This window comes from Sphingomonas sp. IC4-52 (assembly GCF_020707225.1).
GTDB lineage: Bacteria > Pseudomonadota > Alphaproteobacteria > Sphingomonadales > Sphingomonadaceae > Sphingomonas.
The window spans coordinates 287,042-299,296 of sequence record NZ_JAJFEU010000004.1; the positions used below are offsets into that span (position 1 = coordinate 287,042).

Annotated in this window: 13 protein-coding genes; 7 read left to right on the forward strand and 6 right to left on the reverse strand. The window is 68.6% G+C overall.

Annotated elements, in window-relative coordinates:
* Positions 1-38 precede the first annotated feature (38 nt).
* Both msrA and LK535_RS12195 read left to right on the forward strand, forming a co-directional pair.
* Positions 39-584, forward strand: coding sequence for a peptide-methionine (S)-S-oxide reductase MsrA (gene msrA, locus LK535_RS12190; RefSeq protein ID WP_227772173.1), 546 nt, complete (start codon positions 39-41; stop codon positions 582-584).
* 5 nt (positions 585-589) lie between these two features.
* Complete coding sequence (locus LK535_RS12195) at positions 590-895, forward strand: hypothetical protein (RefSeq protein WP_227772174.1); 306 nt, start codon at positions 590-592, stop codon at positions 893-895.
* 3 nt (positions 896-898) lie between these two features.
* On the opposite strand, the gene LK535_RS12200 is transcribed toward LK535_RS12195, so the two are convergent.
* Positions 899-1,816, reverse strand: a complete 918-nt coding sequence (locus tag LK535_RS12200) for an L-threonylcarbamoyladenylate synthase (protein WP_227772287.1) — start codon at positions 1,814-1,816, stop codon at positions 899-901.
* 37 nt (positions 1,817-1,853) lie between these two features.
* Here LK535_RS12200 and LK535_RS12205 point away from each other — a divergent pair, with 37 nt between their 5' ends.
* Both LK535_RS12205 and LK535_RS12210 read left to right on the forward strand, forming a co-directional pair.
* Positions 1,854-3,536, forward strand: coding sequence for an acyl-CoA dehydrogenase (locus LK535_RS12205; protein WP_227772175.1), 1,683 nt, complete (start codon positions 1,854-1,856; stop codon positions 3,534-3,536).
* Positions 3,533-4,360, forward strand: coding sequence for an arylamine N-acetyltransferase family protein (locus LK535_RS12210; RefSeq protein WP_227772176.1), 828 nt, complete (start codon positions 3,533-3,535; stop codon positions 4,358-4,360). The genes LK535_RS12205 and LK535_RS12210 overlap by 4 nt, the downstream gene beginning before the upstream one ends.
* A gap of 107 nt (positions 4,361-4,467) precedes the next feature.
* Here LK535_RS12210 and LK535_RS12215 read toward each other — a convergent pair whose 3' ends face one another.
* Positions 4,468-6,321, reverse strand: a complete 1,854-nt coding sequence (locus LK535_RS12215; protein ID WP_227772177.1) for an AMP-binding protein — start codon at positions 6,319-6,321, stop codon at positions 4,468-4,470.
* Positions 6,322-6,371: 50 nt separating this feature from the next.
* The gene (locus tag LK535_RS12220) at positions 6,372-6,605 is read right to left on the reverse strand and encodes a hypothetical protein (RefSeq protein WP_227772178.1); all 234 of its coding nucleotides are present in this window, start codon (positions 6,603-6,605) and stop codon (positions 6,372-6,374) included.
* A gap of 143 nt (positions 6,606-6,748) precedes the next feature.
* Between LK535_RS12220 and LK535_RS12225 the strand changes: the two genes are divergently transcribed.
* Positions 6,749-7,573: an FAS1-like dehydratase domain-containing protein gene (locus LK535_RS12225; RefSeq protein WP_227772179.1), complete on the forward strand. Its 825-nt coding sequence runs from the start codon at positions 6,749-6,751 to the stop codon at positions 7,571-7,573.
* Here the strand turns inward: LK535_RS12225 and LK535_RS12230 are convergent, their stop codons facing one another.
* From LK535_RS12230 to xseA, 3 genes are read right to left on the reverse strand one after another with little or no spacing between them, the layout of a single operon-like run.
* Entirely contained in the window at positions 7,574-8,482 is a 909-nt protein-coding gene (locus LK535_RS12230) for a M23 family metallopeptidase (RefSeq protein ID WP_227772180.1), read from the reverse strand. It lies immediately after the preceding gene.
* The gene (locus LK535_RS12235; protein ID WP_227772181.1) at positions 8,479-8,679 is read right to left on the reverse strand and encodes a DUF2093 domain-containing protein; all 201 of its coding nucleotides are present in this window, start codon (positions 8,677-8,679) and stop codon (positions 8,479-8,481) included. The genes LK535_RS12230 and LK535_RS12235 overlap by 4 nt, the downstream gene beginning before the upstream one ends.
* An 11-nt stretch (positions 8,680-8,690) precedes the next feature.
* Positions 8,691-10,058, reverse strand: a complete 1,368-nt coding sequence (gene xseA, locus LK535_RS12240) for an exodeoxyribonuclease VII large subunit (protein WP_227772182.1) — start codon at positions 10,056-10,058, stop codon at positions 8,691-8,693.
* Between xseA and purD the strand changes: the two genes are divergently transcribed.
* Together purD and LK535_RS12250 are read left to right on the forward strand one after the other, a co-directional pair.
* Positions 10,057-11,322 (forward strand): phosphoribosylamine--glycine ligase, encoded by a 1,266-nt coding sequence (gene purD / locus LK535_RS12245; protein WP_227772183.1) that lies wholly within the window; start codon positions 10,057-10,059, stop codon positions 11,320-11,322. The genes xseA and purD overlap by 2 nt on opposite strands.
* Positions 11,323-11,441: 119 nt before the next feature.
* Positions 11,442-12,215, forward strand: coding sequence for a hypothetical protein (locus LK535_RS12250; RefSeq protein ID WP_227772184.1), 774 nt, complete (start codon positions 11,442-11,444; stop codon positions 12,213-12,215).
* Positions 12,216-12,255: the final 40 nt, after the last annotated feature.

Below are 12,255 nucleotides of genomic sequence, written 5' to 3' on the forward strand. Positions count from 1 at the left end.
AGCGGCTTCCTACATTGGCCGCAAAGGAGACCTTCCCCATGACCGAATATGCGACGCTGGCCGGTGGCTGTTTCTGGTGCACCGAGGCCGTGTTCAAGGACGTGATCGGCGTCGAGAGCGTGGAAAGCATCTATATCGGCGGCACCGTGCCCAACCCGACGTACAAGCAGGTGTGCGGCGGCGATACAGGCCATGCCGAGGCGATCCGCGTCGGCTTCGATCCCGCGCAAATCAGCTATGGCGACCTGCTCGACATCTTCTTTGCGACGCATGATCCGACGCAGCTGAACCGCCAGGGCAATGACGTCGGCACGCAATATCGCTCCGCCATCTTCCCCGAGACGGTGATGCAGGAGGAGCAGGCGAACCAGGCGATCAAGCGGGCGCAGGCCGATCATGACAAGCCGATCGTCACAACGATCGAGCAGGCCGACGAATACTATCCGGCTGAGGATTACCACCAGGATTATTGGGACGGCGAGGGGCAGCGGAACCCCTATTGCCTGGCGGTGATCCCGCCCAAGCTGCAGAAGCTGCGCAAGAGCTTCGCGGCGCGGTCCAAGGCGGCGACCGTTACCGCCTGACGACCATGGCCTTCGACCTCCGCGCAGCGCTGCTGAAGAAAGCGGAGGTCGAAACCGCGTGGCTGGTGGACTTCGAGTTCCGGCTGCGCGCCCGCACCATGCGGCTGCTCGCGGCGCGGATCGGGGAAGATGCCGATGCGCTGGTCGCCCGCATCGTGCGCGGGGATGATGCCGCGATCGTGGCGGAACTGGAAACGGCGCGCGGGCTGCCGCCCGGAGCGCTGGCGGCGGATTATCGGCGCAGCCTTGCCGAGGCGCGGGCGCAACTGATCGATGAGGTGGGCGATCCTTCGCCCTATCGGCTTGCCTGAAACTTACCGGTGCGCGGCGCGGCGCAGGCGGTCGTTGATTGCCGTGCCGATGCCCTCGTTCGGCACGGGCGCGACGGCGATCTTCCTGGCCGGGGCGGCGTCGGCGCGGTGGAGCGCGTCGAACAGGCGGGCGGCGGCCTCGACCGGGTCGCCGGTGGCGGACAGGGTGTCGTCGCCTGTGATCTCACCATAGCCGATCAGCCATTCGTCACCGTCACGCTCGGTCGCGTCGAGGCGCAGCAGCTTTGTTGGGGCGTAATGCGTGGCGAGCTGGCCGGGGGCGGTGACCTTGGCGCCGGGAGCGGCGGCTGACAGGCCGAGCTGCTCGGCGGTGATCGGGCCGGGGCGCAGGATCGCGCCCTTGCCGACAATAGTGGATTCAAGGCCCGCCGTGGTCGGCCCGTCGTCGAGGATCAGCGGGACGCGGTTGCCGAGGCTGGCGGCGACGTGTTCGGCGCGGGTCGGGCTGATCGCGTTGCTGGCGTTGGCAGACGGGGCGGCGAGCGGGCGGCCCGAGGCTTGCAGCAGCGCCTGCATCGCGCGGTGGGCGGGAACGCGCAGCGCGATCGTTTCGAGCCCGGCAGTGACGAGGCCGGCGATGCCGGCATCGGTGCGCAGCGGCAGGACGAGGGTGAGCGGGCCGGGCCACCAGCGATCCGCCAATGCCAGCGCCTCATCGTCGAACACAGCGATCCGCTCCGCCGCCGCGCGATCCGGCAGGTGGACAATCAGCGGGTTGAAGCTCGGCCGGCCCTTGGCGGCATAGATGCGCGCGACGGCATCGGCATTGGTTGCGTCGGCGGCGAGCCCATATACCGTTTCCGTCGGCACGGCGACGATCCCGCCCGAGTGGATCAGCGCCGCCGCCTCGGTGATCGCAGCATCACCAAAGGGCAAAATTCGAGGGATTTGAGCCGTCATCGCCGGACGGTATAGCGGCGCGACACTGGAGAAGAACATGCCTTACACCGCCCCGGTCGCCGAGCAGCGTTTCGTGCTCGAGCATATCGTGCGCATCGCCGAGCTTGCCGCTACGGAACGCTACCATGCCGCCAGTCCCGACGTGATCGAGGCGGTGCTGGAGGGAATCGGGCAGCTCGCCGAGGGCGAATGGGCGCCGCTGGCACGTGCCGGCGACACGGTGGGCGCGAAGTGGACGCCCGACGGCGTGGTGATGCCGGACGGCTACAAGGCGGCGTACAAGGCCTATGTCGAGGGCGGCTGGGGCACGATCGGCGTGCCGGAGGAATTCGGCGGGCAGGGCCTGCCGTTCGCGGTGCAGTGCGCCGTGCTGGAGACTTTGGGCAGCGCCAACATGGGCTTCGCGCTGGCGCCGATCCTGTCGGTGGGTGCGATCGAGGCGTTGCAGCATCACGGCACGCCCGAGCAGCAGGCGACGTGGCTGCCCAAGCTCGCCACCGGCGAGTGGACCGGCACGATGAACCTGACCGAGCCGCAGGCGGGCAGCGACGTCGGCGCGCTGCGCGCCACTGCCACACCGCGCGGCGATGGCACCTATTCGATCAAGGGCACCAAGATCTTCATCTCGTTCGGCGACCATGACCTCGCCGACAATATCGTTCACCTGGTGCTCGCGCGCACGCCCGATGCCCCGAAGGGGACGAAGGGCATTTCGCTGTTCCTGGTGCCCAAGGTGCGCAGCGACGGGACGCCCAACGACGTTCGCGTCGTTTCGATCGAGCACAAGATGGGGCTCCATGCCTCGCCGACGTGCGTCTTGTCGTTCGGCGACCATGACGATTGCATCGGCGAGCTGATCGGGTCCGAGTTCGGCGGCATGCGCGCGATGTTCACGATGATGAACAACGCCCGCCTCAACGTCGGCCTCCAGGGCGTGCAGGTGGCGGAGGCCGCGACGCAGAAGGCGGTGGAATATGCCCGCGAGCGCATCCAGGGCGCGCGCGAGGGGCAGCCGGCGGCGATCATCGAGCATCCCGACGTGCGGCGCATGCTGATGCGGATGAAGGCGCAGACGCAGGCGGCGCGTGCGCTGGTCTATTATGCCGCGGGGCAGGTGGACCGTGCGAACCTAGGCGATGCGGCGGCGCGCGACCGGCTGGAGATCGCGACGCCGCTGGCCAAGGCGCATGGCACCGACATCGGCAACGAAGTCGCGAGCGTCGGCGTGCAGGTGCATGGCGGGATGGGCTATATCGAGGAGACGGGCGCGGCGCAGTTCTTCCGCGATGCGCGCATCACCCCGATCTACGAGGGGACGAACGGGATCCAGGCCGCCGACCTCGTGGGCCGCAAGCTGTCGCTTTCCAACGGGGCAGCGTTCGCGACGCTGATCGAGGATTTGCGCGGGGCATCGCACCCGGCGCTGGGCGAGCTGGTCGCGGCGTGCGACGCGGTCGGCCGGCGGTTGCAGACGGCGGACGCCGACGACCGGCTGGCGGCGAGCTACCCGTTCCTGACGATGCTGTCGGTCGCGACGTGCGGCTGGCTGCTGGAGCGCGAGGCGGCCGAGGCGGGCGACGATTCGTTCGGCAAGGCGAAGAAGGCAGTCGTTGCCTTCTACCTCGACCAGATCGTGCCCGAGGCGCTGGGCCTGCGCGCGGCGGCAGAGGCGCCGGCCGCGCCGCTCTACGCGCTCGAGGCGGAGGCGTTTGCCGCATGAGCCTGCCCTTCAACCTGCCCGCCTATCTGGAACGTATCCGCCTGCCGGCACGTGCGACGGTCGATCACCATGGCCTGGCCGCGGTGCAGCGTGCGCATCGGCTGGCGATCCCGTTCGAGAATCTCGACGTGCCGCTGGGGCGCGGGATCGACATTTCGTCAGACGCCGTGTTCGGCAAGCTCGTCGTCGCCGGGCGCGGCGGCTATTGCTTCGAGCATAACCGGCTGTTCCTCGATGCGCTGGCGGCGCTGGGGTTCGAGGCGCGGCCGCTGCTGGCGCGCGTCTGGCTCAACGGCGGCGGGGTGCCGCCCAAGACGCACACGTTGAGCCTCGTCACCTGCGGGGATGAGCAGTGGATCGCCGATCCGGGCTTCGGCGGCAGCTACACCCCACCGATGCCGCTGGTCGACGGCGCCGAGGCAGAGGCGCCTGATGGCGCGACGTTCCGGCTGACGCGCGACGACGAGCATGGCTGGATGCTGCTGCGCGATGGTCATAGCGCGAGCACCGATGGCCGCGGCGGGGGCGAGGGATTCCAGCCGCAATACAGCTTCACCACCGACACGGTGTGGCCGGCGGACCTGGAGATGGCAAACCGCTGGACGTCCACCGCGCCGGACACGCGGTTCACCACGCTGAAGGTGGTGAGCATCGTCCTGCCGCACGGCTTCGCGACGCTCACCGACCGGCAGTATCGCCGGCGGGCGGGCGAGGAGGAGACGGCGGCGGTGATCGAGGATCCGCGCGTCTATCGCATGCGGCTGAGCATGATGTTCGGCATCGATTTGTCGAAGGAGGATGTCGCGGCGCTCGGGCTGTTCTGAGCGCGCGCGTCGCGAATAGCCGATACATGAACGCCGCGGTCCTGATGGAGCCGCGGCGTTGAAGGATAGGATTCCCGCCTTCGCGGGAATGATGGGTCGGTCGGGCGTTACGCGTCGACCTCGATCACGCCGTCGCTCAGTTCCTCGGTGAACAGCGCCTTCACCACATCGTCGCGCGCGGTGAGGGTGGCGCGCTGGTTGACGTAGCCCTTGTCGGTGATCTCGCCGGCGTCAATCGACGGCGGCGTGCGCAGGATGGCGAAGCGGCGGACGCGGCGAGACGAGCCGCCGGCGGTTTCGTTGAACGCCTCCAGCTTCTCCTTCACCAGGCCCTCCAGCGTCGGGATCGGATCGGAGCCGGGCGACGCCTCCGCCAGCGTCTGCAGCGCAGCCGGCGAGGGCCAGGCGAGGATGGCGATATAGGGTTCGTCCTGGCCGGCGATCACCACGTCCTGAAGATACGGCGAGCAGGCGGCGCAGATGTCCGGGCGAAGCGTGCCAACCGAGACCCAGGTGCCGGTCGACAGTTTGAAATCCTCGGTCACGCGGCCGTCGAACACAAGGCCGAGCTCTGGCCGCTCGGGATCGATGAATTTGGCCGCATCGCCGAGCATGTAATAGCCTTCCTCGTCGAAGGCTGCGGCGGTCTTTTCCGGATCATTATGATAGCCGGTGGTGACGGTTGGCCCCTTGACGCGCACCTCCAGCTTGGCGCCATTGGGCACGAGTTTCAGCGTCGAGCCCGGCAGCGGCAGGCCAATGAGGCCGACGCGTTCCGATGCCCAGTGAACGACGGTGACGCCCAGCGTCTCGGTCGCGCCATACATCGTGGTGAAGGGCATGCGCTCGCCGGTTTCCGCGATCGCCAGCGCCTGCATGCGATCATAAAGGTCGTCCGACAGCGTCGCGCCGCCGTAGCCCATGCCGCGGAGGTTCTTGAAGAACGCCTTTCGCAGCGTTGGATCGCGCTCCATCGCATCGGCCAGCATGGCGAAGGCGACCGGAGCCGAGCCGAAGCTCATCGGGGAGATCTCGCGCAGGTTCTTGATCGTCGTTTCGAACAGGCCCGGCACCGGCTTGCCCTCGTCGAGATAGAGCGTGCCGCCGCCGGCGATGTTCGCGTTGAAATGGATCGTGCCGGCGGAAATGTGATTCCACGGCATCCAGTCGAGCGAAATCGGGTGATCAACGGGATCGGGATCGTCGCGCAGCCCTTCGGAGGCGGCGATGAGGTTCACGAACATGCCCTGATGCTGCGGCACGCCCTTGGGCATGCCGGTGGAGCCGGAGGTGAAGAGATATTTGCCGACGGTGTCGTGGGTCAGCGCCTCACGTGCTTCGTCCACCGCTTCGGTTGCGACGGTGTCCGTCAGTTCGGCAAACGGAATCGTGCCAGCGCCACCATCCATGGTGACGAAGGTGAGCGTCGGGTCCAGGCTGCGCAGTGTCTCGAACGCGCGCGCGAACAACTCCGAATTCTCGGCAAAGACGATGCGCGGGCGCACGGTGTTGAAGCAGTGCTTCAGCTTGGCATGATCGCTGGATACCAAGCTGTAGGCGGGGCTGAGCGGCGCAATCGGCACCCCGGCCGTGAAGCAGCCCAGCATCAGGATGCCATGCGCAACCGAATTCGCGCTGAGGCACATCACCGCGTCATTGGCGCCAAGCCCCCGATCGATCAGCCATTGCGCCACGCTGTCGGCCGCCTTCTTGCCCTCGCCATAGGTGACGCCCTGCCACGGCCCATGGCCGGGCGCGCGTTGCATAAGCCACGGACGATCGGGGTGAAGCGCGGCCCGCTCCGCCATGAGGTGCGGGATCGAGCGGGCAGGCGTGCCCATGGCGTGATTCGAGCTGATCAGGATCGTGCCGTCGGAGCGACGCTCAACGGTGATGTCCGGCCCCTTCTGAGGGAGGCGCTTGAACGGCGGCTGCGTGGGCATGGCGGGCGCGGTTGCCATCGGGTCTCTCCTAGTTTTGACCCGATATAAGCCAGGCGTATTATTTTCTCCTAGTGCTGATTATGCGCCTTGCCGCCCTCTCGCACCGCCACGCGGACAAGAACCGCCGTGGAAAGAAGGATGGAGGAAACCAGCCCGCCAATGGCGAGCAGTCCGCCGCTGGTTACCTCAACCCGCGCATCGAATCGGCGGCGCTTGCCGAGCCGGATCGTCGCACGCGCGCGGTGATGCGTCGGCGGCGCGGGCGGCAAGGGGTAGCGGGGATGCATCAAGTCACCGGCCATGAAAGGGATAACGCCGCGCCACTAACGGGGTTCAACATCGCCCGCCTGGGCCGCTGAGGAGGCATGCTCCTGTCACTGTCGCGAGGGTGACGGGGCCGCCCGTGGTCGTTACGGCTCGCCGGAACGTCGCTGGAGAAAGAGGAATGCAGCAATTCGAGGGCTGGTCGCCGGTCGCGACCGAGCAGCAGGACGATCTCGTCGCCGCTCCGCTGCGTCGCCTTGCTGCCTTGTTCGATCATGATGGCGCGCACTGGCCGGCGGGCGAGCTGCCGCCGCTCGCGCATTGGCTGTTCTTCCTTCCCGAGGCGCCGCAGTCGACGATCAGCGCGGATGGCCATCCGGCGCGCGGCGCTGCCCTGCCGCCGGTGGAGGCGCCGCGGCGCATGTGGGCCGGCGGGCGGCTTACCTTTCACGCGCCGCTGCCGATTGGTGCGCCTGCCACCCGGCGAAGCATCGTTACCGACGTGAAGGTGAAGGACGGGCGCTCGGGCCGGCTGACCTTTGTGACGGTGCGACATGACATTCTGGTGGATGGCGCCATCGCGGTGGTGGAGGAGCAGGATCTGGTGTTCCGCGGCGCCGGCAATGGCGCGCCGGCGCCCGCGCCCGCGGATCCACGAATTGCGGAGGTGCGCCGCGAGGTGACCTTCGACGCAACCGCGCTGTTCCGCTTTTCCGCGCTGACCTTCAACGCGCACCGCATCCATTATGATCGTGCCTATGCGACGACCGAGGAGCTGTATCCCGATCTGGTGGTGCATGGGCCTTACCAGGCGATGCTGCTCGCCGATCACCTGCTCCGCCACCGGCCCGGCGCGCGGCTGACGCACTTTTCGTTCCGTGGCGCGCGGCCGCTGTTCGTCGATCGCCCGGCCTTGCTCAATCTGGCCGGTGACCGCCAGTTGTCGTTGTGGACGACCGACCAGGATGGCTGCGCCTGCATGGAAGCGGAGGCGCGGCTGGCCTGATCAATCCGGCGCAGAGCCCGCCATGGGGCCGGCGATCAGCAACGGATCGATCCGCGCGTCGCGCCACTTCATCGCCCAATGCAGATGCGGCCCGGACACGCGCCCGGTCGCGCCGATCGCGCCGACCACCTGGCCCTGGCGGACGCGCGCGCCCACGGACACGTCGATGCGCGACAGGTGAAGGAACGCGCTGTTCAGGCCCATGCCATGGTCGATGATCAGCAGATTGCCCTCCAGCGTGAACGGCGAGTCCGCGGCAAGGACGATCACGCCATCGGCGGGGGCGACAACGGGCGTGCCGGTGGGCCGGGCGACATCGACCCCGGAATGGTACGAGCCTGGCTCGCCCCGGTAGATGCGCTGGGCGCCGAACAGCCCGGAAATTCGGCCCGTGACTGGCCATATGATGCGCTGACGCCAGCCGTCTGCGGCCTCGTTCCGGCTACGCGCGGCCTCGATCTGCGCGAGTTCGGCCGGACGACGGCGCTGGAAGTCTGCGCTGGGCACCGGCACCTTGGCCACCCGGTCAAGGCGTTCGATCCGCCATGCGCGCGGGGCGACCGACAGTTGGTGAGTCGCGGTGCGGCCATCGCTCAGCGTCGCGGTCAGGACCGAGGTCAGCCCTGCGTCGCGATCGAAGGCAATGACGAACCGGCCGTCCGCGGCGAGCGCAATGGGCGCGCCGTCCTTCAGTAACCGGACCGTGCCGGTCGGCGCGGTGCCGAGCATCAGGCCGCCCTGACTGGCCATGCCGCTGACGGCGAACCGGGGCGGAGGCAGCGGCGTGGAGGGCGCCACCGGACGAGGCGCCGCAGCAGGCGCAGGTGCAGGTGCAGGGGGCGGAGCGTCGGCAGCCGGCACCACGCAGCCAGCCAGGGGGAGCAGAACTGCCAGCGCGGCACGCTTCATCGCGGCGCCATTGCCTCCGCCGCCAGCGCTGCACTGGCAAAGGCACGTTGGGTGGCGACATCCCAATAGCGCAGATCCTCGATCGGGATATGCGCGCCACTGACGCCGCAAACGACGTGATCGCCGGGAGTCAGCACGCGAAAGCCATTGGCCATGTAGTGTATCCGCGCCGGGCGGTCCGTCTTCGACATCAACATATGCAACCTTCCTAGAACAGCGTCGGCTGTTCGGGCTTTGCTGGGGGATAGGAGCGCGAACGGGCGCCCTCAACCTTCGTGTCCACCGCGCCGTCGGCGAAATTGAGCGTCAGGCCACCAGCGGCGCGTGCCGCCGCCGCGCTGGTCAGCGTCGCACCGGCGCGATCCGTGACACGGGCATAGCCGCGGGCAAGCGGCGCATCGGGATCGACCGAGGCCAATAGCCGGCCCAGATCCTCCAGACGTTGCCGGGCGCCTTCCAGCCGCCGCTGGAGTAGCGCCGGGCGCAACACCGCGCCGGTCCGATCGAGTTCGCCGCGTGCGCGCACCACCCGCCGCTCAAGCCCGCGGTCGAGCCGAGCGCCGAGATCATCCACGCGTTGCCGTTGCGGCCCCAGCAAGCGATCGCGGGTGGGGAGCAGGCGCGCCATTGCATCAAGCCGCTCGCGCCCGCGCTCGACATAGCGGCGCGCGCAACGTTCGATTCGCTGGCCATGGGCGCCAACGGTGAAGCGCAGGTCGGCGAGAACGGGCACGGCCAGTTCGGCTGCTGCCGTCGGTGTCGGCGCGCGCAGATCGGCGGCGTGGTCGCACAGGGTGGTATCGGTTTCGTGGCCCACCGCCGAGATGACCGGGATGGTGCAGGCGGCAACGGCGCGGACCACGGCTTCCTCGTTGAACGCCCACAGATCCTCGATCGAGCCGCCGCCGCGGGCCACGATGACGAGATCGGGGCGAAGGTGATCGGGGAGCGCGTCGAAGCCGCGCACGGCTGCAGCCACTTCGTTCGCCGCGCCATCGCCCTGCACCTTTACTGGCCAGACGAGGACGTGGCTGGGGCAGCGATCCTCCAGCCGGTGGATGATGTCGCGGATCACCGCGCCGGTTGGGGAGGTGACGACCCCGATGCGGCGCGGCAGGAACGGCAGCGGACGGCGGGCCTTCGACTTGGCAAAGAGCCCCTCGGCATCGAAGCGCGCCTTGTTGCGCTCCAGCAGGGCCATGAGCGCGCCGGCGCCGGCCAACTCCATCCGCTCAATGATGATCTGATATTTCGAACGGCCGGGATAGGTCGTCAGCCGGCCAGTGGCGACCACCTCGATGCCGTCCTCGGGCCGGAAGGCGAGCGCGGCGGCCTGGCCTTTCCAGATCACGCCGTCGATCACCGCCGCATCATCCTTCAGGCACAAATAGCAATGACCCGACGCCACGCGCTTGTAGCCCGAAATCTCGCCGCGCAGGCGGACATGGCCGAATTCGCCCTCCACGACCCGTTTCAGCCGGGACGAAAGCTCGCCCACCGACATGGCGGCGGCGTTGTCCCCCGGGACAGGGTCCGCTACCAGCCGCGCGGGAACGTCGAAAAAGGGGTCGGGCATGAACGTCCTGCTGATCGGATCGGGCGGGCGCGAGCACGCTCTGGCATGGAAACTCGCGCAATCTGAACGCATAGATACGCTCTATGCCGCGCCCGGCAACCCCGGCATCGCGCAACATGCGACGGTTGCCGATCTGAACGTGTCGGATCACCGCGCCGTGATCGATTTCATCCGGCGGCAGCAGATTGGGCTGGTGGTGGTCGGCCCGGAGCAGCCGCTGGTCGAAGGGCTGGCGGACAACATCCGCACCATCGGCGTGCCGGTGTTCGGGCCGGGGCGCGAGGCCGCCAAGCTGGAAGGCTCCAAGGGCTTCACCAAGGATCTGTGCGCGCGGGTCGGTATCCCGACGGCACGCTATTTCCGCGTGACGTCAAAGGATGGCGCGCTCGCCTGCCTGGAGGATTTTGCGGAAGGTGAACAGCTGCGTTGCGTCATCAAGGCGGATGGCCTCGCGGCGGGCAAGGGCGTGGTCGTGGCGATGACCCGGGCCGAGGCGGAGGACGCGATTGCCGCGCTGTTCAGCGGCGGACCGGCAGAGGCAGTGATCGAGGAGTTCCTGGAAGGCGAGGAGGCGAGCCTCTTCGTACTGTCGGACGGCACCAGCACCGCGAGCTTTGGCAGCGCGCAGGACCACAAACGTGTCGGCGACGGCGACACCGGCCCCAATACCGGCGGCATGGGGGCATATTCTCCCGCAGCCGTGCTCACCGCGGAACTGGAGGAGCGCGCCCTTGGCGAGATCGTCCGTCCGACCATCGACGCGCTGGCAGCCGCGGGCACGCCTTACGTTGGCGTGCTCTACGCCGGGCTGATGCTGACGACCGAGGGACCGAAGCTGATCGAATATAACGTCCGCTTCGGCGATCCCGAATGCCAGGTCCTGATGGCCCGGTTCGACGGGGATCTTCTGGAAACCCTGCTGGCGGTAGCGGAAGGCCGGCTGGCGGATGCACCGGCGCCGGCCTTTGCGGATGCGGTGGCGCTGACGGTGGTGATGGCCGCCAACGGATATCCGGGCACGCCGGAGACGGGCGGGGTGATCGGCGGCGTCGATGCGGCGGAGGCCACGGGCGCGGTGGTGTTCCAGGCGGGCACGCGTGAAGTGGACGGCAAGCTGGTGGCGGCAGGCGGCCGTGTGCTGGCGGTGACCGCGACGGGCAGCGATGTCGCGGAGGCGCAGCGCCGCGCCTATGCCGGCGTCGACGCGCTCGATTTCCCGTCCGGCTTCTGCCGCCGGGATATCGGGTGGCGCGCGATCAAGTGACGTGCCGCGCTGCGGGCAGCCCTTGCCCGCGGCGCCCGGCCAGAATACGCAACTTCCCGCCCGTTGCGGGAACCATGCACCGCGCCTAAGGCTTGGCGCCAGGCGTAGCGGAGTGTTTCATGCAGCCCACCACGGTGGACAACACAATGACCAGCATCGTGCTGGCGATCATCGCGATTGTCGCGGTGCTGACGATCGTCGCCATCATGGTCGGCGTTCGCAAGCGGCGCGCGCGTACGCAGGCCGATCAGGCAGAGCAGGAGCGGCTGGCGCAGAGCCCGGTCAGCAATCGCCCGCTTCGCGATGACGACGCCACTGATGTCCCGACTGCGTCAGCGCAGCCGCGCGCCGCAGCCCGGCCTGAAGCGCAGCCGGAGCAACGCCGTGCCGCGCCGGTGGCCGCCCCGGCCGCTCCTGTCACGCCTGTCCCGGTAGCGCCGCCGCCACCGCCGCTGACCGATATGCCCGAGGTGGTGCCGGCCGAGCCAGCCACCAGCGAGCCTGCACCTCTGGCCGACGAGCCGATTGCGGCAGCCGCGCCGCAGCAGGCATCTCCGGCGGTCGAGGCTCAGCCCGAGCCCGCGACCCCTGTCGAAACGCCGGTGGAGCCCGCTGCTGCGCCGGCCCCGGTCGCTCCTGCGGGTCCGCCTCCGGGTGAGGGCCCGGTGACTCAGATCAAGGGCCTTGGCCCGAAGGTCGCCGCAATGCTGGCGGAGCTGGGTATCACCAACGTCGGTCAGCTGGCCGCGCTGGACCAGCGCGCCGCCGAGGACCTGGACGCGCGGCTTGGGCCGTTCACCGGACGCATGGGCCGGGATCGCTGGCTGGAGCAGGCGAAACTGCTGGCCGCCGGCGACATCAAGGGCTTCGAAGCGCGCTTCGGCAAGCTCTGATCATCACGGTTTGAACACGTTGCGCTGCGCACGGTTTGTT